The sequence below is a fragment of the Devosia sp. 919 genome (assembly GCF_013185965.1).
Lineage (GTDB): Bacteria > Pseudomonadota > Alphaproteobacteria > Rhizobiales > Devosiaceae > Devosia.
The window spans coordinates 1,470,343-1,494,925 of sequence record NZ_JABAOL010000001.1; the positions used below are offsets into that span (position 1 = coordinate 1,470,343).

The following is a 24,583-nucleotide window of genomic DNA, read 5'->3' on the forward strand; positions in this document are numbered from 1 at the left end:
GCCCGTTTCATGGCCCAAGCTGCTTTGCGCACCGACCCCACGGCCCCGCCATCGCGATTGGGCGGCGACGCGGTCATGCCGGCGCCCGTTTTTGGCGGCCTGCTCGACCCGGTACTGGTTGAGCATCGGCTGGCCTTTGCCTCATCAAGTTGCATTGCGCGGCAAGACGCCAGCACGATATGGCGCTTTGTTGTTCGCGACCTTTGTCCCGACCTGATCCCGCTCGCTGCGCGTGATGGACAGCCCTACGGAGCTGACGAGTTCCAGGCTGTAGTGGCTGTGGTAGCTGACCGCATCCGCGCTGCCATGAGGGCAGCGGCGCGAGACCCCGAAGCGGCCCGGCGCCTTGGAGCGCAGTTGGGCGGCGAGGCTGGTTTGGCGGCGCTGCCCCTGGTGCTGACAGGCTTGCGGGGCTGGCCGCTGCTCGGCAAGGCGCACGCGCTAGGTCAGGCGATCAACGCCATCAGCGATGATGGGGCAATGGGGAGGGCCCTTGGGGCGCTGCCGCTCGCTGATCCGCCGCTTGCGGCGCTGCTGTTTCACGCCATCCTCACCGGGATCAGCAATCCAGCGCGAATGGTGTTGGCGGCGATCAAGGCCGCGGGCGGGGCAGGAGAGGCGCGTCTCAGCCAGGCGGGGTTTGCCCCGCTGGTGGAAGCCTCGTTCGCCCATGCCCAGCAGCAGGCGCTGGGCCTGCAGCCGCAAAGCGGGTTCGCCGACATGGATCTGGCGTGTCAGCGTCTTGAGCGCTACCACCGCTTGCTCCGGGCCTTAACCGCCAATATCGAATTTGCCCGGGCCAGTCGCTGGAGCGGGATGCCGAACGGCATTATCAAACTAGCATCCGAGCGGGTCGAAGACCGGCTGCGCGACGTGGTGCCGGACCTGAATTCCGCCCTGCGACGCGCCCGGTCGGGGGCGGATCGTCTGGACGCCGATCGCATGCTGGCGGCGATCAACGGGATCTATCTCGTCGCCGCAATCCGCGCCTGTCGGGAGTCGCTGGCGGTCAACGCGCTTTTCGATCAGGTTTGGGCGCAATCGGGCGAAGCGCTTGAGCTGCACTGCAAGCACAATCTTGAACTGCTGCAGACAGATCCGCATAACCCCATCATTGCCGCGCGGCTGGATGGCGCCATCACCATGGCGCAGGTGCGTTTCAATCCTGCCTATGCCGAAACGCTACGCCGCGCCCGTGCCACGGCCGAGCGCCGCAGCTAGATCCATGTCGTCGCCATAGGGCGCGACAAGGCGGATGGGGATGGCCCCGCCGTGATCGCGCAGGCTCGCCCACTCACCGACTTGCGCCCCTGGCTTGCCGATCAGGGCGATGGCGCCGCCATCGAGTGCAGCCACGACAACGCCGATGGCGTTCCGCGGATCGCTCCGGTCCGAGGCGAGGTGGATCAAGGCGCCCCGATCCAGCGCCCGAGCTTCGCCCGGCGCCACTAGCCAGAGCTTGGGGTCGTTGCCAAAGCGCCCGGCAAGGAATGGTGGCACCAGTCCAGCCTGGCTCTGCCGACCAGGTGGCACTGCTGGTGTGGCGTCCCCCAAAGGAATCACCGCCGCGCGCTCTTGGGCGACGTGGCCGGCGCTTTCGGCTGGAATTGTTCCGAGCTGAACCGCGGCCGCGACTTCCGCCACGCCAAGAGACTGGGCATCGGCCAAGCTCCCCTTAGGGCGGGGACGATGCAGGAGCCAGCCTCGCAAATTGTCAGTGGCGGAGTCAGCGGCAGGCGCAACCACATGCAGCCCACTTTCGCTCAAAAAAGCCTTGTCCGGCAGGGCTGCGGCTTGCAGCGAGATAGGCGTTGGCGCATCGGGGGTTTCATACAAGGGGTCGATCAGGCGCTCCTCCACCTTGGGGCGCTGCTGCCCGGTCAGCGCATAAACAGCATCGGCGCCACTCATCATGCAAGCCTGCCGGCTGAGATATGCGCCTGCCGCACCTGCAAGCGCGATGCCGGGCAAGGTGCCCTTGGGCACGAGGCGCGCGGTGGTTCCATCCCAGGTGCTGGCCCCGCCCGCCATGTGCCAAAGGCCCAGGTCTGGCTGGAAGCCGCCACAGACCAGGACGCGGTCAACGGCAAAAGGAGCCTCTTGCCGGCCCAAGTTGCCAAGTGCGAGTTGGGGAACGGCGCGCAAACCGCGCTCGCGTTCGCCCGGCTCAATGCTCCCGAGCAGGGTGCCCGGTGCCATGGTGATGCCATAGGCCTTGCAGAATTCAATGAAGCGCGATTGCGGCTGCGGGCGCGCGTCAAGCGTGCGGCGCACTGTTATGCCCGCATCGCTGGCCAGCATGGCCAAGCGATAAGCTGCATTGCTGACGGTCGCCACCAGGGCCGACTGGCCCGGCCAAACCCCGTAGCGGTACGCAAGTTCAAATGCGTCAAGCGTCGTCATGACGCCAGGCAGCCGGTTGCCCGAAAAGATCGGCAGGCGTTCAATCGTTCCGGTGGCCAGCACGATGTTCGGAGCCGCAAAATCCAGCACCTGGCTGGTCCAACTCCCCCCATCCTCCTCCACCACATGCGCCCGTACAAGGCCCGGTGCTGCGGCAAAGGCTTGGGCGCGGGTGACAATGCGGATTTTGCCGGTTTGCTGAATGGCCGCGACAAGCCGGGAAATGCTCTCGTCGGGAGTTTCCTCGCCCTCTTGCGTGCCAAACAGGCGCGCCGAACCGCCAAGATAACGCGATGATTCCAACAAGGTGACGCCAAGGCCCAGAACCAGGCCCGTCAGTGCCGCCGTCATCCCCGCGACCCCACCGCCCACCACAAGGAGATCAGAGGGGGCAGCAGGCGTGGGACCCTGATTGCGCCAGGCTTCGGGCAAGGCGTCGAGGCGATCCAGCTGCAGGTCCAGCGAGCGGGAAGGGCCGAGCAGGCGACGCACCCTGCCGAGCGGTGACGTGCCTGAGGGCCCTGCGGGATCGGTGACCATCTCGGCGCCATTGACCGCCGGCGCCTGCTGCATCGGCACGGCCGGTCCGCGCGAGCCCGTGGAACTGATAACCGAAACGGCAGGAGCAAAGCGCGGGCCAAGCCCCAAAGGGCTTCCGCCAAAGCGGCCTAGCCCCTCAATGCCACTCGCGAGGGCCGCGCTGAGCACGGTGTCGCCTTCAAAGCCCTCCACCTCATATCCGTTGAGCTGGAACTGCAGAGGGCGGCTTCGATCGATCTGGGTGCCGGCAAAACTGTGGCCGCCTGCAGGGTCGAGCCTGTTGGGATGTTGGCTCAAGACGTCGCCTCCAATGCAGCAACACCAAACTCCGTCACCACCGAGCTTTGCGTCGAGCGCGCCGGGGTGCGGGCCTCGATCCAGCTTGCTTCCTGGGGCCTCGCCACGCCAGCTAGCCAGCGCGCGAACGCCGGAGCGAGGAACGCGCCCGCGGTGCCAAGCCCTGCCAGGATGGTGGGTCCGGTTTGGCTGATGCGACCGACCAGCGGAGCGCTATCTGGGCCAGCGACAGCATGGTAGCGGGCCTGGCCAACCTGCACCCAGCCCGATTGTGGGCCGGTGACCTGGCGCAGGGACGGGGCAAGCTCATCAACCCCGCCGTCGCCTACTCCCGAAACGCCCCCACCGGCTGTTTGCACCACAACCATGTCTCGATCCAGTTGAAGCACCAGCGGCGCCGCAAGTTGCGGCAGCGCCCGGAGCAGCAGGGTAGCGCGCGGACGCAAAGCCGCGAAGGTCGCAAGCTCGGCAGGCGGCACATTGCCCAAAATGGCTTCATCATCGGCAAGGACAAGATGATTCGCCCGCGCCTGCCACTCCTCGCTCCACAGGGTGCCTCCACCATCCCCGTCAACGGAGATATGCGCCAACGATGCCTCGAGATAAGTCACCCCTTGCGCTGCCCCCCAACTCGCAAGGCCTGGCTGCAACGCCGGCCGGTGCAGCAGGGCGACGTCGCGCAAGATCCAGCCTTGCTGGCTGCCACGCAAGCTCGAAAGGGGCACCGGCTCGACCTCGTGGCCAAAACCCTGCGCTATGTGCCGGATATGGTCGAGCGCCGCCACTCCTTCGGGCTCCTCGCTGATGAACAGCGGATTGGCGCGCGACCAGCTTTCGCGCCCGGCTGCCTTGCTGATCGTCCGAAGGGTTTCGGGCACGGTTTGGTCGAGCAGCGCCCATGTTTCTGGCCGGGTCAGGGCACCCGCCGAAAGGTCAAAGCCCCGCGGCAGGCGCAGGCCGGACTGTCGCTCGCCGACCTGGATCACGCGGCGCCGATGTTGACCCGCCAGCAGGCCGGCCAACAGCATGGCCAAAGGGGTCGAGCCCACGACGGCAATGTCGAATTGTGTCGCGATCATTGGCGGTCACCAGCCAGGGCCTGTGGCAAACCGTCCCCCTCAAGCCTGCGTGTTTTGGTGGTTTTTCGCCACAGTGCGCTTATAGATGACTCTCCCGTGCCGCGTGCCGGCGCCAAGCATCCAGGGCCCATGCTTTTCTGGTTCATCGCCACTGCCGTTACTGCCATTGCCTGCGCTGCGCTGTTTTACGCAGGGGCAGGTCACAGGGTCAACGCGACGCGGCCCCAATTCGCCGCAGCCGATTCACACTTTGCTACAGTTCTGGCGCGCATCGAGGCCGATGAGGCTTCCGGTCTGCTCGGCGCTGCCGAAGCGGCAGGCGCCAGGGCGGAACTGGCGCGAGAAGTGCTGCGTGCAGAGAACGAGGCCCGCCGCCCTGCAGCTGGCAGGGGCGAGCTGACCCGCACTCCCTTGTTGCTCGGGCTCGGGGCAATCGCTGCAATTTCGCTGGGGACCTATGGATTTCTAGGGAGCCCCAACCTGCCGAGCCAGCCACTGGCTGGGCGCGCTGCGCCGGTAGCGGAGCCAGTCGATATCAACGCTGCAGTCGCGCGCATTGAAGCACAACTCGCCCAGCGGCCCGACGATCTGCGGGGCTGGACCGTGATTGCGCCCGCCTATGTTGATCTTGGCCGGTTGGAAGATGCGGAGCGGGCCTATCGGCGCGTTCTTGAGTTAGGCGGAGCAACGCCCGATGTGCAAACCAAGCTAGCCGAGGTGCTGATCCTGCAGGCTGACGGCGCGGGGTCGGCAGAATCGATGCAACTGCTGCAAGCGGCCGCGGCGAGCGATCCCAACCATGTGCTTTCGCGCCTTTATCTTGCGGCCGAACTCACCCGCACGGCCAAGTACGAGGAAGCTGTCGCGGCTTGGCGCGAAGCGCTTGCATTGTCCCAAGGCGGCGAAGGGTGGCTGCCGGCGGCCCAGCAGGGGCTGGCAGTAGCGTTGAACGGCGGACAAGCTCCGGCCGAGGCCGCTCAATCGGAGATGATCGGGCAAATGGTTTCCGGCCTGGCCGCGCGACTGAACGCCGATGGCGGTTCGCCCGAAGAGTGGACGCAGTTGGTGCGCGCCTATCTGGTGCTGGAGGACCGCGAGGCGGCTCAGAGCGCCTATGACGCGGCCGTAGCGGCTTATCCGCAAGCCTTTGATCGTGGCGAACTCGACACCATTGCCCTGGATGCCGGGCTGACAACACCGGGAGCCACGCGATGACAGTGTCCGCAACCCTGCGCAAAAAAGGCTGGAGTCGCAAGCAGAAGCGCCTCGCGGTGATTGGGGGGCTGGCTGTTGTGGTCGCGCTCGCAACCACCTTGGTGCTGGTCGCATTGCGCGACCAGATCGTGTTTTTCTATGCGCCGTCCGATATTGTTGCCCGGCAGGTGCAGCCCGGCCAGGCGATCCGCGTGGGTGGTCTAGTCAAGGAAGGCAGTTGGGTGCGGGACGGGCAGAACAATAGCTTTGTGGTAACCGATAACCAGAACGAGATTGCCGCCAACTATACTGGCATCTTGCCCGATCTGTTTCGGGAAGGGCAGGGCGTGGTCGCTGAGGGCAGCCTTGGACCCGATGGCACCTTCAAGGCCAGCAATGTTCTGGCCAAGCACGACGAGAATTATGTTCCCAAGGAAGTGGTCGAAGCGCTCAAAAAACAGGGCGAGTGGCGGCCCGAACCAGCGGTCGCAAACTGATGGCGATTGAACTCGGACATTTCGCGCTAATACTTGCCTTTGCTATCGCCACCGTTTCGGCGGTGGGCGGCTTTGCGTTGCGTCCGGGCGGAGAGCGGCTGGCGCTGGTATTGAGCCAGGGGGCAGTGCTGCAGTTCGTGCTGGTGGCAGTGGCCTTCGCAGCCCTGATCCAGGCCTTCGTCAGCTCCGATTTCTCGCTGGCACTGGCGGTCAACAACTCCCATTCGCTCAAGCCGCTCTTGTTCAAGATTTCAGGGGTATGGGGCAATCATGAAGGCTCCATGGTCCTCTGGATCCTGATCCTTGTGCTGTTTGGCGCTCTCGTCGCTGCCTTCGGCCGGGGGTTGCCGCCCGACCTACTGGCGCTGGTGCTGGCTACGCAAAGTCTGTTGGCCGCCGCCTTCGGGGGCTTTACGCTCTTTACCTCCAACCCCTTCGCGCGGATGGTGCCCGCGCCGCTGCAGGGCCGCGACCTCAACCCGGTGCTGCAGGATATCGGGCTCGCCATTCATCCGCCGCTGCTCTACGCCGGCTATGTGGGCTTCTCGATCTGCTTTTCCTTTGCGGTTGCGGCGTTGATTTCGGGCCGCATCGACCAGGCCTGGGCCCGCTGGGTGCGGCCCTGGACCATGCTCAGCTGGACCTTTTTGACCTTGGGCATCGCCATGGGCTCCTACTGGGCCTATTACGAGCTGGGTTGGGGTGGCTGGTGGTTTTGGGACCCGGTGGAAAATGCCAGCTTCATGCCCTGGCTCGCTGGCACGGCACTGCTGCATTCTGCGCTGGTGATGGAGAAGCGCAACGCGCTCAAGATCTGGACGATCTTTTTGTCCATCATCACCTTTTCCCTGTCACTGCTTGGCACCTTCCTGGTGCGCTCGGGCATTCTGACATCGGTGCATACCTTTGCCAGCGATCCCACCCGGGGGCTGGTGATCCTGACGCTGCTGGCTGTTGTGATCGGTGCCGCATTCACGCTCTTTGCGCTGCGCGCTTCGACGCTGCGCCAAGGTGGGCTGTTTGCGCCGATCAGCCGCGAAGGCGCGCTGATCCTCAACAATCTGTTCCTTGCGACGGCGGTGGGTGCCATTCTCGTCGGCACGCTTTATCCATTGGTGCTTGATGCGCTTGGCGGCACAACCATTTCCGTGGGTGCCCCCTTCTTCAACCTGACCTTTGGTGCATTGATGTCGCCGCTCCTGCTGATCCTGCCTTTCGGGCCGCTGCTGGCCTGGAAACGGGCCGATGTGGTGAACGCCGCACAGCGCTTGCTGGGCGCCGGGGCGCTAGCGATTTTTGTCACCATCCTGGTCGCTTCCCTGAGCGGCCGCTCCATCTCGCTAGCCCCGCTTGGGCTGCTGCTTGGCTTCTGGGTGGCTTTCGGGGCCGTCGCCGAGCTGGTCGACCGCGGGCGGATCGGACGCATCCCGCTGCGCGAAAGTGTACGGCGTCTGGTGGGACTGCCGCGTTCGGCCTGGTCAACAGCCATCGCGCATTTCGGGGTTGGCGTAACCGTGCTGGGCATCGTGGCGACATCCGCTTGGCAGACGGAACTCGTCACCACCCTTGACCCCGGCGAAACCGCCGAACTGTCCGGCTACAAGGTCGGGTTCGACGAGTTCGCCGAGCTAGCGGGTCCAAACTACCGCGCCGAGCAGGGGCATTTCACCATCACGGCACCCAATGGTGGCACCCGTCCGCTGGTGGCCGAACGGCGCATCTACAGCGCCAGTGGCATGACCACCACGGAAGCGGCGATCGGCACTTATGGGTTCTCCCAGCTCTATCTGCAGCTGGGTGAGCCGCTGGACAACACGCATGTGGTTCGGATCTGGCACAAGCCTTACATCACCCTGATCTGGCTGGGGGCCGTGCTGATGGCTGGGGCAGGGGTCTTGTCCTTGTCCGATCGCCGCCAGCGCATCGGGGCTCCACGCCGTACTGCCAAGGCAGTGCCGGAGCCAGCCGAATGAGTTGGTTGCGCGTGCTCATGATGCTGTGTGGATTGCTGCTGGCACTGCCCGCAGCTGCGGTAGGGCCGGATGAGATTCTACCCGACCAGGCGCTGGAGAGCCGGGCCCGCGACATCTCGGCGGGCCTGCGGTGCCTCGTATGCCAGAACCAATCCATTGACGACAGCGATGCCGACCTCGCCCGGGACTTGCGGCTTCTCGTGCGTGAGCGTCTGGTGGCGGGGGACAGCGACGAGGCGGTGCGGCAGTTCGTTGTCGATCGCTATGGTGAATATGTGCTACTGGCCCCGCGCTTTGGCGCCCATACGCTGCTATTGTGGGCAGCCGGGCCGCTGCTGCTGCTGGTGGGCACGGCCGGAGTCTGGCTTGCTGCTCGCCGACACCGGGGCGCCGGGCAGGGCGGCGATCTTACTGATGATGAAGTGGCAGCACTGGAGCGGCTGCGGCAGTCCAAAGCTGAGCGTTAGCGAGCTCTCACCTTACGAAAGTTTAATCCGAGCGCAACGTCGCCGAAAGGCGGTGCATTCCATATGTATCGCACAGGCTTATGAAACGGCCTTTCCAAGGAGACGAATCCCAATGCGCTCAACTATTCTTACTCGGACGCGGCGTTGGCTCGGGGCCTCGGCCCTGGCACTGACGGTAGCTGTCGGCGGCGTATCCACCGCTTTCGTGATGACCGGCCAGGCAGCTAATGCCCAGGTTCAAAACAGTGCACAAATCATCGTACCACCCGTGGAGCAGCCGCAGCAGGGCTTTGCCGACCTGGTGGAAGCGGTCAAGCCAGCGGTGGTTTCGATTCTGGTTGAGGCCGAAGCGGCTGGCCAGGCAGCTCAGCGGGGCGGTCAGTTCAATTTCAACATGCCGGACCTGCCAGAAGGGCATCCATTCCGTGACTTCTTCGACCAGTTCAGCGACCGCTTTGGGTCTGATGGTCGAGGGCAGGGCTCCGAAAACATGCCGCGGCCGCGGCCCTATATGGCGGCGGGTTCTGGCTTTGTGATCTCGGGTGACGGCTATGTCGTTACCAACAATCACGTGGTCGAAAATGCCACCAAGGTGACCGTCGTTTTCGATGACGGCACCGAGCAAACGGCCGAGATCGTCGGCACCGATGAGCGCACCGACCTTGCCGTGCTCAAGATCGAGGGTACGGACCTGCCCTTCGTGAACTTCGAAGGCGAGCCGAGCCGCGTTGGCGACTGGGTGGTTGCTGTCGGCAATCCCTTTGGTCTGGGCGGCACCGTGACCGTTGGCGTGATCTCCGGTTCGGGCCGCAATATCGGCGGCTCCGGCTATGGCGATTTCCTGCAGATCGACGCGGCCGTCAACACCGGCAACTCGGGCGGCCCTGCCTTTAACACCAGGGGCGAAGTGGTGGGCGTCAACACCGCCATCTACTCCCCCAATGGCGGCAATGTCGGCATCGCCTTTGCCATTCCCGCAGCCACGGTCAAGACCATTGTCGGCCAACTGATCGAGGACGGTTCGGTGACCCGCGGTTATCTGGGCGTGTCCATTCAGGACGTGACCAAGGATATCGCCGACAGCGTGGGCCTGCCTAATGCTGCGGGGGCGATCGTGCGTGATGCCGCTCCCGATGGACCAGCCGCCCCCGCAGGCGTTCGCTCTGGCGACATCATCATCCAGGTGGATGGTGAGCCCATCGACGACGCACTGGACCTGAGCCGCACGATTGCGGGCAAGGCTCCGGACTCCACGGTTGAGCTGACGATTTGGCGCGATGGCGCTGAAACCAAGCTTTCCGTCCAGCTCGAGACCTTGACCGAGGAAACGGCCCAGAACGACACCGAACAGGCGCCAACCACTCCCGAGCAACAGCCAGCGCAATCGAGCGAGGGCCTGACCCTGGTGCCCAATGGTGACGGCTCGGGCGGTCTGCTGATCCAGGAGGTTGATCCCGAAAGCCCTGCGGCGGAACGTGGTTTTGCAGTTGGCGATGCAATCCTTGAAGTCGACAACAAGCCTGTCGAAACCGTTGAGGATTTCCAAGCCGCCATTGCCGGCGTCAAGGATCGCGGGCTCAATACTGCCCTGGTCAAGGCCAGTCGTGATGGTGAAGCCCGCTTCATCGGTCTGCCACTAAGCGAATAAACCCGCTACGGTCCCGGGGCAGCCGCTCCGGGACCCTTTTCTCAGCGCTGCGCCGGGAGCGTCACGGTGAAGATTTTGCTGATTGAAGACGATCGTGAGGCAGCAAGTTACCTGATCCAGGCGCTTGATGAATCCGGTCACGTGACCCACCACGCCACCGATGGGGAAACCGGCCACGCCATGGCGTCGGATATGGAATACGACGTGCTGATCGTTGATCGCATGCTGCCTCGCCGGGACGGTCTTTCCATTGTCGAGTCGCTAAGGGCCAAGGGTGACAATACGCCCGTGTTGATCTTGTCGGCACTCGGCGAGGTTGATGATCGTGTCACCGGGCTGCGCGCGGGCGGCGACGACTACCTGACCAAGCCTTATGCCTTCACCGAATTGCTGGCCCGGGTTGAGGTGCTTGCCCGCCGCTCGAGCCCCTCTGAAGCCGCCACGACCTATGAGGTTAGCGGCCTGACGCTGGACCGCCTGTCACGCAAGGTGGAACGGGATGGCGAATCTATCCTGCTCCAGCCGCGGGAATTCAGACTTCTGGAATACCTGATGAGAAATGCCGGTAAGGTGGTGACCCGCACCATGCTGCTGGAAAATGTCTGGGATTATCATTTCGACCCCCAGACCAATGTCATCGATGTGCATATGTCGCGCCTGCGGGCCAAGATCGACAAAGGCTATGCCAATCCACTGCTCCACACGGTGCGGGGCGCCGGTTACATGATCCGCGAGTAGCGCGTGCACCGTCTGGCCCAACTCTGGCGCACCTCCACGGTCCGGCTGACCGCCGCGTTTATCCTGATCTTCATCCTGTTTGCCGTGCTGCTGCTGGGCTTTATTACCTGGCAGTCCAGCGTGCAGATCCAGCGCCAGCAGGCTGATGATATTGATCGCGAAGTGCGCTTGTTCCAGCGGATCGATGCGAACCAGGGGCTTCGTGGCCTCGCCATAGCCGTGGACCGGCTGTCGCGCCAGCCGGGCCCGGGCGTATACTTTCTGGGCGACGCATCCGGCCAGTACCTCTTGGGCAATGTCGTGCAAATTCCCGCGGGAGTGCTAGTGGAGCCGGGCGTTTACAGCTTCGACTATGAACGGGCCAGCCCCTTGGGGGACGACGGCCAGTCCGATGCGGGTCCCCGCCGGGGCGTTGCTGTGGTGCGTTCGCTTGAACTCAGCAACGGGCTGCGGCTGGTGGTTGGCCGTGACGTGCTGGAACGGCGGGGCTATTCGGCCATCATTGTGCGAAGTTTCCTCGTAGGCGTCGCCGGAATCATCTTCTTTTCCATGGTGGCGGGGGGCCTCACCGCCAGAAGAGTGCTGCGGCGTATCGATTCCATCCGCGATACCTCGACCAAGATCATGTCGGGCAATCTCTCCGAGCGCGTGCCGATCACCCGGCGCAATGACGAATTCGATGGGCTGGCCACCAATCTCAACGCCATGCTCGACCGCATCGAGCAGTTGCTGCAGGGCCTAAAGGAAGTCACCGACAACGTCGCGCACGACCTCAAGACCCCGCTGACTCGCCTGCGCAATCAGGCAGAAGCGGCACTGCGCCCCGGGGCAAGCGACATGACTCGCGAGCAGGCACTTGAAACCACCATTGCAGAAAGCGATCGCCTGATCCGCACCTTCAACGCTCTTCTGATGATCGCCAGAGCGGAGGCCGGTGCCCCATCGGGCGCATTCGCCGAGGTCGATGTCAGCGCCGTTGTAACCGATCTAGCCGAGCTCTATGGCCCCGTGGCCGAGGACGAGGGAATTGCCGTTGAAACCGCGATTGCCCCATCCGTTCGCCTGAAGGGTAATCGCGAACTGATTGGGCAAGCCATGGTCAACCTGCTCGAGAACGCTTTGAAATATGCCAAGCCCGAGCAGGGCGGGCAGGGGCGCATCACGATCAGTTTGCGCGAAGAACGCGGTCGGGTCCTGATCGAGGTTGCCGATAATGGTCCCGGCATTGCAGAGGAAGATAGGCTGCGCGTTGTCGAGCGCTTTGTGCGATTGGAAAAAAGCCGGTCTGAACCGGGATCAGGGCTTGGGCTTTCGCTGGTGGACGCGGTGGCGCGCCTGCATGGCGGCAGCTTCCGGCTCGCGGACAATGCTCCTGGGGCGCGGGCGATCATCGACCTGCCTGCAGGGTGACGGGGACCGGCTTGCCGCGGCGAAACGTCCCATATATCACATAGGTTTATGGCTACTGCCCTCCAACAACTGCCCCCGACGCCAACGCCGCGCTTCGATGAATGGCTCGGCAGCCTTCCCGAGGCCGAGCGCGTTCCGCTGGCAGCAGCTGCCAGTGCCCTCGGCCCTTTGCTGGAAACAGCGCCATATCTCTTGGGCCTAGCCCAAGCCAATGCGGGATGGTTGGGTCAGGCGCTGGGGCAAGTGCCAAACTCAGTGTTTCATGCCATCCTCGATGATGTCGCTGAGGCCGGGCGAACCGCGGCCGACGAAGCGGCGCTGGCGCCCATACTGCGTCGCGCCAAGGCGCGCACCGCCTTGTGGGCGGCGGTCACCGAAACCGGGCGAGCTCTAAGCACCGCACAGACCACTGCTGCCCTGTCCGACCTTGCCGATGCTGCCCTTGAAGCCGCACTGGACCTCTTGATGCGCCAGGCTGCGGGCCGGGGCTTGCTGGACATTCCAGTCGAGGAAGCGACGGCGGCCAATTCGGGCCTCGCCCTTTTCGCGCTGGGCAAGCATGGCGGACAGGAACTGAACTACTCTTCCGACATCGACATTGTCGCGTTTTTTGATCCGGAGAAAGGCGTGCTCGCTGAGCCGGCCGAAGCGACGAGGTTCTATTCACGCGTTGTGCAGCGGCTGATGGGACTGATCGAAGATCGCACGCCCGATGGTTATGTGTTCCGCACTGACCTGCGGCTGCGGCCCGATCCGGGTTCGACCCCGGTCGCGATCTCGGTTGATGCGGCCCTCGCCTATTATGAAAGCCGCGGGCAGAACTGGGAGCGGGCCGCCTGGATCAAGGCGCGAACTTGCGCCGGCGATGGGGAAGTTGGCGCCAGTTTCCTCAAGGAACTGGCGCCCTATATCTGGCGCAAGCATCTCGATTTCGCGACCATTGCCGATATCCAAGCCATGAAACGCCAGATCAACATTGCCAAGAACGTTGGCGAGATCCGCGTGGAAGGTCACAACGTCAAACTCGGGCGCGGCGGAATCCGCGAGATCGAGTTCTTCACCCAAACCCAACAACTGATTGCCGGCGGGCGCGACAAGAGCCTGCGCGCCAAACCTACGGTCCTCGCACTCGCGGCGCTGGCCGATGCCAATTGGATCACGCTCACGGCCGCTTCAGAGTTGAGCCACACCTATTGGTTCTTGCGCGCCGTGGAGAACCGGCTGCAGATGCTGCGGGATGAACAAACCCATACCATGCCGACCAATGCTGACGATCTGGCCAGCATTGCCCGGCTCATGGGAGAGGACAGCCTGCTGCGGTTTCAGGCGGAGTATCGTGCCGCACTCGAGCTGGTATCTTCCTATTATGGCGAGCTATTCACCGAAGGGGAGAGCCTGGGTAGTGCTGAAGGCAACCTAGTGTTTACCGGCAGCGATGATGACCCGGGCACGCTGGAAACCCTGTCGCAGCTCGGCTTCACTGACCCTCATCTCGCGATCGCAACTGTTCGCAAGTGGCATTACGGCAGCTACCCTGCGACGCGCGCAGCGGCTGCCCGCGCCCATTTGACCGAGCTGCTCCCAGCGCTGTTGTCGACGCTTGGCGCTGCCGGCAATGCTGATCTGGCGCTGGCGCGGTTCGACAACTTCCTGTCCCGCCTACCCACGGGCGTGCAGCTCTTTGCCTTGCTGCGCACTCATGCCGATTTGCGCACCTTACTGGTGCAAATGATGGCCTCGGCTCCCCGCATGGCCGAAGCGGTGATCCACCGCACCCATGTCATGGATGCCTTGATCGACCCCGCATTTGCCAGCGAAGTCACACATCGCGACGTGCTGATTTCCAAGGTCGATGCCTTCATGGCTGAAGCTCGCTCCTATGAGGAGAGCATCGATCGCGCCAGGATCATCGGACAGGAGCAGCGATTCCTGATTGCCGCGGGCTTGCTCTCGGGCACAGTGAGCGCGAAGGGTGCAGGTGAGCAGTTCACGGCCTTGGCCGAAACCCTGCTGAACCGCCTTTTCGCGACGGTTAAGGTCGAGTTCGAGCGCCGCCACGGCCGCATCAGGGACGGCCGGGTGGCGCTGCTAGCCTTCGGCAAAATGGCTAGCCGCGAGATGACAGCCACCTCCGACCTCGATTTCATCATGCTTTATGATGCTCCCGACGTGGAATCGGACGGCGACAAACCCCTCAGTGCCAGCCATTACTACACCCGGCTGACCCAGCGGCTGGTGGCCGCCATCAGCGCTCCGACAGCAGAGGGCGTGCTGTACCAGGCCGATATGCGCCTGCGCCCTTCCGGCAATGCCGGCCCGCTCGCCACCAGCTTGCACGGCTTTGTGGATTACCAGCTCGAACATGCCTGGACTTGGGAGCATCTCGCGCTCAGCCGCGCGCGCATAGTCTTTGCCGACGGCACCTTCGGCGAACAGATGAACGACGCCGTGGCCCGGGTGCTGGCAACGCGGCGTGACACCGCCAAGGTCATTGAGGATGTTCGTTCGATGCGGGCGTTGCTGGCCAAGGAACGGCCACCCCGCCACCCATTTGACCTTAAGCTCGCGGCGGGCGGACTGGTGGACCTGGAGTTCATCGCCCAGTCAGGGTTCCTGTCGGTCGGCTCCCAACTGGGCTTGCCGCAGGCGCTCACGGCGGAGGTGCTGACCCGGCTCGACGAGCTTGGCTTGCTGCCCAGCGGCACACGGCTCGCCCAGATCCATGGGCTTTATTCGGAAGTGATCCAGGTGATGAGCTCTGCCTTGCTCGACCCGTTCAAGGAGGAAGGCTGGAATGGGGCCTTCCGGGAATTGCTAGCGCAACTGACCCACTACCCCGATTTCAGCCGGCTTGAGCTGGATCTTGCTGAAATGCGCGCCGAGGTCTCGGCCGCAGCGCAGGCCTGGTACGAGCGAGCCGCAGCCCTATAGAGGCCTATTCGGCCGCCCGAATGCCTTCTTCGCTGCGCAACGGCAGGCAGATGGCCACCGTCGTGCCCAGGGAAGGGCTGGAGTCAATGGCCATGTGCCCGCCGCTGAGCTCGGCAATGGCGCGCGAAATCGAAATGCCAAGGCCGTGACCAACCCCTTCGCGAGTGAAGGTCGCGTCACCAAGGGCGAAAGGCTGGGAAAGACTGGCCAGCCGCTCCTCGTTCATGCCGAGCCCGGTATCGGTGATTTCAATAACAACGCCATCATGGGCAGCAAAGGCTGCCAGCGTGACTCGGCCCCCGCTCGGCGTGAAGCGGATCGCGTTCTCGACGATATTGCCGATCATGCGCAACAGCCCTAGGCGGTCGCCATGCACAACCGCGCCGCAACCTTCGCCGCGCACAAAGCTCAGCCCGGCTCGCGCAGTTTGTCCACGGAAGCGCTGCCCGACCTCGTCGAGGAGCTCGTCCACGCTGAGTGGATCGGAGCGCAGCATCTTCTGCCCGCCTTCAAGCTCCGCGAGATCAAGAATGGTCGCAAAGGAATCCAGCAGGTGTTCGCCAGAGGACTTGATCGACTGCACGTAATCCTTGTAGCGGCGATCGCCGAGCGGGCCATAAGCCTCATGCCGCATCAGTTCGGCAAAGCCGATGATGTGGTTGAGCGGCGTGCGTACGTCATGGCTGAGATGAGCCAGGAAATTGGTCTTGGAGCGGCTGGCGGCCTCGGCCTTGAGCTTTTCCTCATGATAGCGGCGGGCGAGCAGCCGCTGCTCCTCCCGGATGGAGTTCAGCAGTGAATCGGCTTTTTTGCGCTCGGTGACATCGGTCACGAGCGTAAGGAAATTGCCGTCGCCCAAGGGACGTTCCTCGATCAGCATGCAGCTGCCGTCTTCGCGATGCAGCTCCATCAAGCGGGTGTTGTCCGCGTCATTGACCAGCTTCATGTATCCGCCGGCAATCAGTCGCTTGACCATTTGGGGGTAGGTCACGCTTGTACCCTCCAGGTCCAGGCGCTCGCGGTACTGTTGATTGCAGACCACCAGCTGGCCCGATTTGGTCCAGCACGCCATCCCCATCGGCACAGCCGAAGCAAGGGTCTGGTAGACAAAACGCTGCATGCGATCGGGCATTTCGTTGAAGTGGCTGCGGCGCCAGGAGAGGCCTGTCATCAGCGCAGCCACGGCAAGGGCGGCCAGGGCCCGGACCAGCAGGCCGGGCCATATCAGGTCCTCATTGGCTTCAAGCAACAAGATACCGTGCTGACCAACGGGGAACTGCTCGCTGACGAGCGTTCTCTGGGGAGCAGTGGAAGGATCGGCGTGTAGCCGCGCATGAACGACACCGCCCGACAGCCTTACCGCTTGTTGCAGCTGCGGCAACGGAGCGGTGGTTGCGGCAATCTCGTCTGCCATCAATGCGCCGATGGCGGTCAGGTCGCGACGGGCCTCATCAAGGGTCCTTGCCGTGTCATAGATAATGAAAAGCGTCGCGGCCAGGATGGCGGTGAGTGCGACGGTCCTCGTCACGGGCGAAACCTTGCGGAAAAGGGACCCTGTATGGGTGTTCTCGCCTTCTGGCCGATGAGCTGAATTCTGACCTTTGCCCACGCTGAATCCATCAGCGCCGACGCCGGATTGCTCCGCCGACCGCATGAATAACTCCGTAATGTGAGGCTAATTGCCCCGACCGATACCCTTAACGAACAATGAATCAGGCGGTGGCAGCTTGTCCATACCTCTCCGGCCAGCGCTAAAGCGAGACCCGCCAAAAGGCGAGTCTCTTGAATCACTTAGCGGCGGAGAAATATTCTTCCACAGGAACGTGCATTTAGCTTCCCAACATGCGGGAAAGTATGTCAGCCGTGTTGCGGCTCAGCTCGGTCGAGGCCTGCAACTGCCGGAGCGCCGCGTGCGCTGCCTCGCGCCGGTTTGGCTCCAGATTCTGCCAGATTCTGAAGCCTGTCAGCACCCGCGCAGCCACCTGCGGGTTGACCGAATCCACCTCCGCCACGAAGTCCGTCACGAAGCGGAAACCCGCGCCGTCGGCACGGGCAAACTGAGTCGGGTTGCCCATCGCAAATGTCCCCACAAGCGAGCGCAAGCGATTCGGATTGGTCTTGGGGAAGCTGGGATCGGCAAGGATGGCGCGCATGCGTTCGATCACGCCATCATCGGTGGCACTCGCCGAAACACTGAGCCACTTGTCGAAGACCAATGGGTCCCCGGCAAAGCGCAGGCGGAAGTCAGCGAGAAGGGCAGGGGCATCGGCTGTCCACAGCGAACCGCTAACCGCGAGCGCCGCCAGGCGATCGGTCATGTTGGTGGCTTCATGGTACTGCCGGGCTGCGAGCGCGGCCCCATCGGGGCTCGCCTGGACCAGGATGGACAGCAGGCGATTGCGCAAGGAGCGTTGGCCGGACTGCGCCGTGGTGGGGGCATAAGTCTCCGTGATGGCGAGGCCCTCGTAGGCGGCCTGCAGCATTGCAGCAACCGGTCCGAAGACTGCGCCGATCAAAGCCTGGCGCACCTGATGGACGCGATCCGGATCTACATCCCGGCCGATGGCTCGGGCAACAAGCGACTCGTCGGGCAGACCAAGTGCCTGCGCCTTGAAGGCGTGGTCGAGCCCGGGGTCACCCAGCGTCTCCATCATGGCTTCGCGCAGTGCGGCGATCGCTTCATCGCGCCAAGTCTTGCCTTGGGCAGCTGCCACCATCAGCTCGGTGCTGACCGATTGCAGCGCTTCCCAGCGGTTAAACGGATCGCTGTCATGCCGGGCCAAGAACAGATTGTCCGCCGCGGACCGGTCGGCATGGACCTGCACCGGCGCGGAAAAACCACGGAACAAGGAAGGAATGGGCTGGTTGGCGACCCCCCTGAACTCGATCACGGCTGTTTCGGTGTCGAGGATGATGAGGTCGTCGCTTACCGTTCCGCCAGATACGCCCGTCCAGCTTAGTTCGCTGCCGTTGGGTCCGAGCAGGCCGAACTTGACCGGGATGACCAGCGGCGACTTCTCCGGTTGCCCCGGAGTTGGTGCGGTGTGCTGCTTGAGCGTCAGGCGATAGGTGCGACTGATGGGATCATAGCTGTCCGAAACCGTGACCTGAGGCGTGCCAGCCTGCAGATACCAGATCTTGAATTGCTCCAGATCGATATCGTTGGCTTCCGAGAAGACCGCGAGGAAAGCCTCGATGGTCGTGGCTTCACCATCGTGCCGCTGGAAATAAAGGTCCATGCCCTTGCGGAAACCGGCTTCGCCTAAGAGGGTCGCCAGCATCCGCACGATTTCGGCGCCCTTCTCGTAGACGGTGGTCGTGTAGAAGTTGTTGATCTCGCGATATTGGTCAGGCCGCGGCGGATGGGCCAGTGGTCCACCATCCTCGGGAAACTGCGACACGCGCAGATTCTGCACGTCATGGATCCGCTGCACTGGACGGCTGCGCTCGTCCGAGGAAAACTCCTGGTCCCGGTAAACCGTCAGCCCTTCCTTGAGGCAAAGCTGGAACCAGTCGCGGCAGGTGATGCGATTGCCCGTCCAGTTGTGGAAGTATTCGTGAGCGATGACGCGCTCGATCGAAGCGTAATTGGCGTCGCTGGCCGTGTCCGGCCGGGCAAACACCAGCCGATCGTTGAAGATGTTGAGGCCTTTATTTTCCATGGCGCCGAAGTTGAAATCCGACACCGCGACGATGTTGAAGATGTCGAGGTCGTATTCGCGCCCAAACCGCTTCTCGTCCCAGGCCATCGAGCGCTTGAGGCTGTCCATGGCCCAGCCGCACTGGTCTTCCTTGCCTGGCTCGCAATAGATCGCCAGTTCCACCTTGCGGCCGGACATGGTGTTGAAGCTGTCGCTGATCGAGCCGAGCTTGCCGGCAACGAGAGCAAAGAGGTAGGCCGGCTTGGGGAAGGGGTCCTCCCAAACCGCATAATGCAGGCCGTCGCCAGCGTCACCGCGCTCCATCAGATTGCCGTTGGAGAGCAGCACCGGTGCCACGGCCTCCGGCGCCGTTATGCGCACCTTGAATGTGGCGAGGTTGTCGGGGCGATCGAGGTAATAGGTGATGCGCCGAAAGCCCTCGGGCTCACACTGCGTGCACCAGGTCCCGTTAGAGCGATAAAGCCCCATCAACTTGGTGTTGTTTTCCGGCTGCAGGGTGACCTCGGTTTCCAGCACGAACCGACGCAGTGGCGGCTCAACGAGAGTCATCCCGTTGGCATCGGCTGCATAGGCAGCCTCCACCAGCGGCAAGCCGTCGAGGGCCACCGATTGCAGCCGCAAACCGTCGCCATCCAGCACCAGCGGCGTGCCTGCAGCCGTGTTCGGGCGTGGCTCGACCGTCAGCAGCGAGCGAACGCGCGTCCCCTCTTCGAGGATGCGAAAATCCAGGTCTACCGCCGTGATGCGATAAGGACTGGGCGCGTAATCTTTGAGATAGATGGTGTGCTCGGTTTCAGTACGCATGATTTCGGTCCAGGTGTGAACCTTAGTCTTCAATCGATTGTGGCCGTGCCGCAACAGCAGACTTCGGTTAGATATGCGATCAGTGCGGCTCGCGGCCGCCTCCCTCCTTCTACGTCAAATTGGACGTCGATGGGGAGGGAAACCAGTTACGTGGCTGGCGTCCCGCGCAAGATTTCCCCCGGTTGACGTTCCCGCGTCATCTATTTCTGGGAGTCAGCGTCGTGACAAGGCGCTCTTGAACGTCTGTTGCTTGTTGAAGGGGTGACCGCATGTTGCGCTGGTTTGAACAACGTCTGAACCCGTATCCTGCCGAAGAGCCCAGTGAACCACCCCGTGGCTTGCTCGCTTTTTGCCTGTATTACAGCCGCGGCGCCAAGAAGTGGCTTGCCCTGATGGCTGTAGCCGCAGCGCTCATCGCAGCGGGCGAAATCTTGCTGTTCGGCTTTATCGGCGATGTGGTGAACTGGCTGGCCGACGCCGACCCCCAGACTTTCCTGGCCACGGATGGCTGGAAGCTGGCCATCATGGGCGCGATCGTCGTTCTCGTGCTGCCGGGACTGGTGCTGCTTTCCACGCTTACCATGCACCAGACTCTCCTCGGCAATTTCCCCCAGCGCATCCGCTGGATGAGCCATCGCTATCTCATCCGCCAGTCCATGAGTTACTTCCAGGACGAGTTTGCCGGCCGCATTGGCGCCAAGCTGATGCAGACATCGCTCGCCGTGCGCGAAGTGGTGATGAAGCTGCTCGATATGCTGGTCTATGTGAGCGTTTATTTCACTGGCGCGGTCGTGCTGGCCGCGTCGACCGACTGGCGGCTGGCACTGCCATTTCTGGCTTGGGTGGTCTGCTACATCCTGTTGATGTGGTACTTCATTCCGCGGCTCGGCAAGATCTCCGAGCAACAGGCCGATGCCCGCTCGACCATGACCGGTCGCATCGTCGACAGCTATACCAATATCGCTACTGTCAAGCTCTTCTCCCATTCCAATCGGGAGGAACGCTATGCCCGGGAAGCCATGGATGGCTTCCTCGACACGGTTTATCGGCAAATGCGCATGTTCACCGTGCTCAACGTGGCGGTGAACTTCTCCAATGCGCTGCTGCTGTTTTTCGTCGGCGCTACCGGCATCTGGCTGTGGTTGCAGGGGACGATGTCCCCCGGCGCTCTGGCCGTCTCACTCGGGCTGGTGATGCGTTTCCAGGGCATGAGCCAGTGGGTGATGTGGGAAATGTCGGCACTATTCGAGAATATCGGCACGGTGCGCGACGGCATTGCTTCGATCTCGCTGCCGCGGGTGGTATCGGATGCCGAAGGCGCCAAGCCAATCGGCAAGGTGACCGGCGACATCCGCTTTGAAAATGTGAGCTTCCACTATGGCAAAGACAGCGGTGTCATCGACGGTTTAAACCTGCACATCCGGCCCGGCGAGAAGATCGGTCTGATCGGCCGCTCGGGCGCCGGCAAGTCCACCATCGTCAACCTGCTGCTCAGGTTCTACGATCGGCAGGGCGGCAGCATCCTAATCGACGGCAAGGATATCGCCGCCGTCACCCAGGACTCATTACGCGCCAATATCGGCGTTGTGACCCAGGACACATCCTTGCTGCACCGGTCAGTGCGCGACAACATCGCCTATGGCCGTCCTGACGCGACCGACGCCGAAATCCGCCAGGCCGCTGAACTGGCGGAGGCCGCCGACTTTATCGAAACCCTGAGCGATGCGCAGGGCCGCACAGGCTACGACGCCCATGTTGGCGAGCGCGGGGTGAAATTGTCCGGCGGCCAAAGACAGCGCATCGCCATTGCGCGGGTGCTGCTAAAGAACGCGCCAATCCTGGTGCTCGACGAAGCCACTTCCGCGCTCGACAGCGAGGTGGAAGCGGCTATCCAGAGCCAGCTGAAACTGCTGATGCGCGGCAAGACGGTGATTGCCATTGCTCACCGGCTTTCGACCATCGCTGCGATGGATCGGCTGGTGGTGCTCGATCACGGACGGGTGGTCGAGCAGGGCACCCATGCCGAGCTGCTCGCGCAGGGCGGGCTTTACGCTCAGCTCTGGCAGCGCCAATCCGGCGGCTTCATCGAAGCGGACCAAAGCGAAGAGGCCGCTCAGTAAAGCGGCCTCTGTGCCGGCATGCCCGTGCGGGCGCGCCTGTGATCATTCTGCGCCTCGACGCAAAAAGTCTTGCTCAGCCAGACCACACCCATTGGAGCTATCCGGCAGACTCTGTAGAAGGCTGAAATCGATTGCAGCGGTGCTTTCGCTGCTTTGAACGACGTCTACTGGGAGGAACCGGATGTCCACTGCCGCCGCTTATTCAGTGCTTGAACTTGGAGGGACATTCCGCCTTTCCTCGCCGACCTATCACACCTCGGCTCCCATCACCTTGCCTGGCGACGTGCATGGCGCCCTGCTGGCGAATGGGGAGATCCCTGATCCCTATTTTGGCGAGAACGAGAAGGAGGTCATGTGGGTCAATCGGACCGAATGGTCGGTCGAGCGCAGCTTTGAAGCAAGTGCGGCTGATGTTGATGGCTATTTGACCCTGACCGTGGCCGAGGTGGACTGCATCGCCACCATTTTCCTCAACGGTGAAGCGATTGCCCGCACCGACAATTCCTTTGTTCGCCACGACATCGATGTGACCGGGAAGGTTCGCGAAGGCGGCAACACGCTGCGCATCGAGTTCGCCGTGACCCGCGATGTGGCCAAGGCGCGCGCCGAAGCGCATCCATTCCCGCTGCCTTTTACCAAGAACTACCAGACCAATGGTCTGGAGGGCATTCACCTCAATTTCGTGCGCAAGGCCCAATGCCATGCCGGCTGGGACTGGGGCATTTGCCTGATGCCGATCGGCGTCTATGGCACGATGCAGCTGCGCCGCTCGCGCCTCGCGCGTCAGGAAAGCGTGCAGGTCGATCAGCTGCACCGCGATGGGGCAGTCGAGCTGACCATCCGCACCCGCATCTTCGCCTTTGCGGCTGGAGAGGTGACGATCAGCCACGCGATCGATGGGCAGAGCATTGGCGAAACCGTGGCCGTCCAGCGCGGCGAAAACCTGCTCATCCATGGTGTTCGCATTGAGAACCCGCGCCTGTGGTGGCCCGCGGGGCAGGGCGAGCAGCCCCTTTATGAGCTGGAAACCGGACTCGATGGCGAGCGCACCACCCGCAAGCTTGGCTTGCGGCAGCTCGAATGGGTGGTCGAGCCCGACGAGATCGACCACACCTTCAAATGCCGCATCAATGGCCGGGACATCACCATGATGGGCGCCAACTGGATCCCGGCAGATGCCATTCCGAGCCGCATAACGCCCCAGGTTATTCGCGATCTGCTGGGCAGCGCCAAGGCCGCGAATATGAATATGCTGCGGATCTGGGGCGGTGGGCAGTATGAGCCCGATTACTTCTATGATCTCTGCGATGAGCTTGGAATCCTCATCTGGCACGACTTCATGTTTGCCTGCATGAGCTATCCGTCCGATCGGGCGTTCCTTGCCAGCGTGCGCGAGGAGGTGACCCAGCAGGTGCGCCGGCTGTCCCATCACGCCTGTATTGCCTTGTGGTGCGGGGACAATGAGGTGATCGGCTCGCTGGGCTGGTACCCGGAAACGCGTGCCGCGCCAGAGCGTTACGTGGCGAACTATGACCGGCTCAACCACATGCTCGGCACCATTGTCGAGGACGAGGATCCGGCGCGGCGGTTCTGGCCCTCGTCGCCCTCAATGGGTTATCTCGATTTCTCTGATGGCTGGCATGCCGATACGCGGGGCGACACGCATTACTGGGATGTCTGGCATTCGGCCAAGGCCTTCGAGGCCTATCGGACGGTCAATCCGCGGTTTGCTTCCGAGTTCGGCTTCCAGTCGTTCACCTCGATGAACGTCATTGAAACGTTCTCTGAACAGAAAGACAGGAATCCCTCTTCGCCCGTGATGGAGAACCATCAGCGCAATGACGGGGGCAATGCGCGTATCCTCGAGACCATGACGCGCTACTTCCGCTTCCCGCGCGATTTCGACCAGATGGTGTTCCTGTCCCAGATCCAGCAGGGCCTCGCGATGAAGACCGCCATCGAATACTGGCGCTCCACCAAGCCGCGCTGCATGGGCACGCTTTATTGGCAGATCAACGATATCTGGCCGGTCGCGAGCTGGGCGAGCCTTGATTACGGCGGGCAGTGGAAGCTGCTGCAGTATATGGCCCAGCGCTTCTTCTTGCCGGTGAACGTCGTCGCGGTACCCCGGCATGCGGAACTCAAGACCAATTCGCGCGGATTGCCGGTCGAGGGTGCGGCGCCAACCCAGATTGTGCTCAAGGCCGTCAATGATACTGGCGCCGAGGTGACGATCAGCCTCGAGGTCCGGGCGGTCAAGGTCGGCGGGGGCGATCGTGTGGTGTTCTCCGGTAGCAGCGCCGTTGGCCCGGATGCTGCAATGGCCGTGGCGACGCTCGATGTTGCCGAACTCGCCGCCGACGAGTTCCTGTTGTTCACCTGGCGCGATGCGGCCGGCAAGGTGCTGGGCGAGAATGATTACTTTCCCAAGCCCTACAAGGCCTATGAGCTGCCGCCCGTAGCGGTGTCGGCCAGCTGGGCCGAGGGCCCCGCCGGCCCCGTGCTGACCCTTGAGGCCGATAAGCCCGGCCTGTTCACCACCGTGACGGTCGATCAGCCCGGCTATTTCTCCGACAACGCCATCACCCTGCTGCCGGGTCGGCCCACAGTGCTGGGCTTTACGCCGCGCCATGGCGGCAAGTTCAGCGCCAAGGAGCTTGCGGCCACGCTCAGCATCCGCACGCTGGCAGATACCTTCTAGCTCCGGCCAGCCCCTTGTCTCGTGGCAAGGGGCTGACTCTTCAGCCCTGTTCGCGCCCGGATCAATGGTTGACAGGGCGCGGTGGGTGCGGCCAACCTGCCGATGCCGCGTTCTCCTGC

General features: G+C 63.0%; 15 protein-coding genes. 11 read left to right on the forward strand and 4 right to left on the reverse strand.

Going from position 1 to position 24,583, the window contains the following annotated elements:
* Nucleotides 1-9 precede the first annotated feature (9 nt).
* Nucleotides 10-1,221, forward strand: coding sequence for a hypothetical protein (locus HRQ64_RS07135; RefSeq protein ID WP_172122774.1), 1,212 nt, complete (start codon nucleotides 10-12; stop codon nucleotides 1,219-1,221).
* Here HRQ64_RS07135 and HRQ64_RS07140 read toward each other — a convergent pair.
* Both HRQ64_RS07140 and HRQ64_RS07145 read right to left on the reverse strand, forming a co-directional pair.
* Nucleotides 1,183-3,240, reverse strand: coding sequence for an FAD-dependent oxidoreductase (locus tag HRQ64_RS07140; protein WP_172122775.1), 2,058 nt, complete (start codon nucleotides 3,238-3,240; stop codon nucleotides 1,183-1,185). The genes HRQ64_RS07135 and HRQ64_RS07140 overlap by 39 nt on opposite strands.
* Nucleotides 3,237-4,319, reverse strand: coding sequence for a hypothetical protein (locus HRQ64_RS07145; RefSeq protein ID WP_172122776.1), 1,083 nt, complete (start codon nucleotides 4,317-4,319; stop codon nucleotides 3,237-3,239). Before HRQ64_RS07145 ends, HRQ64_RS07140 begins: the two co-directional genes overlap by 4 nt.
* Nucleotides 4,320-4,448: 129 nt before the next feature.
* Here HRQ64_RS07145 and ccmI point away from each other — a divergent pair, with 129 nt between their 5' ends.
* From ccmI to HRQ64_RS07185, 8 genes are all read left to right on the forward strand, one after another.
* A complete protein-coding gene (ccmI, locus tag HRQ64_RS07150) occupies nucleotides 4,449-5,534 on the forward strand; it encodes a c-type cytochrome biogenesis protein CcmI (protein ID WP_172122777.1) in 1,086 nt (361 codons plus the stop codon).
* Entirely contained in the window at nucleotides 5,531-6,010 is a 480-nt protein-coding gene (gene ccmE / locus HRQ64_RS07155; protein ID WP_127752383.1) for a cytochrome c maturation protein CcmE, read from the forward strand. The genes ccmI and ccmE overlap by 4 nt, the downstream gene beginning before the upstream one ends.
* Complete coding sequence (locus HRQ64_RS07160; protein WP_172122778.1) at nucleotides 6,010-7,983, forward strand: heme lyase CcmF/NrfE family subunit; 1,974 nt, start codon at nucleotides 6,010-6,012, stop codon at nucleotides 7,981-7,983. Before ccmE ends, HRQ64_RS07160 begins: the two co-directional genes overlap by 1 nt.
* Entirely contained in the window at nucleotides 7,980-8,450 is a 471-nt protein-coding gene (locus HRQ64_RS07165; RefSeq protein ID WP_210258520.1) for a cytochrome c-type biogenesis protein, read from the forward strand. The genes HRQ64_RS07160 and HRQ64_RS07165 overlap by 4 nt, the downstream gene beginning before the upstream one ends.
* Nucleotides 8,451-8,562: 112 nt before the next feature.
* Entirely contained in the window at nucleotides 8,563-10,098 is a 1,536-nt protein-coding gene (locus tag HRQ64_RS07170) for a Do family serine endopeptidase (RefSeq protein ID WP_172122779.1), read from the forward strand.
* Between the two features lie 66 nt (nucleotides 10,099-10,164).
* Nucleotides 10,165-10,836, forward strand: coding sequence for a response regulator transcription factor (locus HRQ64_RS07175; protein WP_127752387.1), 672 nt, complete (start codon nucleotides 10,165-10,167; stop codon nucleotides 10,834-10,836).
* 3 nt (nucleotides 10,837-10,839) lie between these two features.
* On the forward strand, nucleotides 10,840-12,246 hold the full coding sequence (locus HRQ64_RS07180; protein WP_127752388.1) for an ATP-binding protein: 1,407 nt from the start codon (nucleotides 10,840-10,842) through the stop codon (nucleotides 12,244-12,246).
* Nucleotides 12,247-12,294: 48 nt separating this feature from the next.
* Nucleotides 12,295-15,177 carry a bifunctional [glutamine synthetase] adenylyltransferase/[glutamine synthetase]-adenylyl-L-tyrosine phosphorylase gene (locus HRQ64_RS07185; protein ID WP_172122780.1) on the forward strand — a complete coding sequence of 961 codons (2,883 nt, stop codon included), beginning with the start codon at nucleotides 12,295-12,297 and terminating at the stop codon, nucleotides 15,175-15,177.
* A 4-nt stretch (nucleotides 15,178-15,181) separates the two neighbouring features.
* Here HRQ64_RS07185 and HRQ64_RS07190 read toward each other — a convergent pair whose 3' ends face one another.
* Together HRQ64_RS07190 and pepN are read right to left on the reverse strand one after the other, a co-directional pair.
* Nucleotides 15,182-16,705 carry a PAS domain-containing sensor histidine kinase gene (locus tag HRQ64_RS07190; protein ID WP_172122781.1) on the reverse strand — a complete coding sequence of 508 codons (1,524 nt, stop codon included), beginning with the start codon at nucleotides 16,703-16,705 and terminating at the stop codon, nucleotides 15,182-15,184.
* Nucleotides 16,706-17,006: 301 nt separating this feature from the next.
* Nucleotides 17,007-19,643, reverse strand: coding sequence for an aminopeptidase N (pepN, locus tag HRQ64_RS07195; RefSeq protein WP_172122782.1), 2,637 nt, complete (start codon nucleotides 19,641-19,643; stop codon nucleotides 17,007-17,009).
* A 269-nt stretch (nucleotides 19,644-19,912) separates the two neighbouring features.
* On the opposite strand from pepN, the gene HRQ64_RS07200 reads away from it, so the two are divergent.
* Nucleotides 19,913-21,763, forward strand: a complete 1,851-nt coding sequence (locus HRQ64_RS07200; protein ID WP_172122783.1) for an ABC transporter ATP-binding protein — start codon at nucleotides 19,913-19,915, stop codon at nucleotides 21,761-21,763.
* Between the two features lie 181 nt (nucleotides 21,764-21,944).
* Nucleotides 21,945-24,464, forward strand: coding sequence for a glycoside hydrolase family 2 protein (locus tag HRQ64_RS07205; protein WP_172122784.1), 2,520 nt, complete (start codon nucleotides 21,945-21,947; stop codon nucleotides 24,462-24,464).
* The last annotated feature ends 119 nt before the right edge of the window (nucleotides 24,465-24,583 follow it).

Bases quoted from the DNA above. Each gene is read 5' to 3' on its own strand.
- HRQ64_RS07135 (WP_172122774.1), top strand. From the start codon at position 10: ATGGCCCAAGCTGCTTTGCGCACCGACCCCACGGCCCCGCCATCGCGA.
- HRQ64_RS07145 (WP_172122776.1), bottom strand. From the start codon at position 4,319: ATGATCGCGACACAATTCGACATTGCCGTCGTGGGCTCGACCCCTTTG.
- ccmI (WP_172122777.1), top strand. From the start codon at position 4,449: ATGCTTTTCTGGTTCATCGCCACTGCCGTTACTGCCATTGCCTGCGCT.
- ccmE (WP_127752383.1), top strand. From the start codon at position 5,531: ATGACAGTGTCCGCAACCCTGCGCAAAAAAGGCTGGAGTCGCAAGCAG.
- HRQ64_RS07160 (WP_172122778.1), top strand. From the start codon at position 6,010: ATGGCGATTGAACTCGGACATTTCGCGCTAATACTTGCCTTTGCTATC.
- HRQ64_RS07165 (WP_210258520.1), top strand. From the start codon at position 7,980: ATGAGTTGGTTGCGCGTGCTCATGATGCTGTGTGGATTGCTGCTGGCA.
- HRQ64_RS07170 (WP_172122779.1), top strand. From the start codon at position 8,563: ATGCGCTCAACTATTCTTACTCGGACGCGGCGTTGGCTCGGGGCCTCG.
- HRQ64_RS07185 (WP_172122780.1), top strand. From the start codon at position 12,295: ATGGCTACTGCCCTCCAACAACTGCCCCCGACGCCAACGCCGCGCTTC.
- pepN (WP_172122782.1), bottom strand. From the start codon at position 19,643: ATGCGTACTGAAACCGAGCACACCATCTATCTCAAAGATTACGCGCCC.
- HRQ64_RS07200 (WP_172122783.1), top strand. From the start codon at position 19,913: ATGTTGCGCTGGTTTGAACAACGTCTGAACCCGTATCCTGCCGAAGAG.
- HRQ64_RS07205 (WP_172122784.1), top strand. From the start codon at position 21,945: ATGTCCACTGCCGCCGCTTATTCAGTGCTTGAACTTGGAGGGACATTC.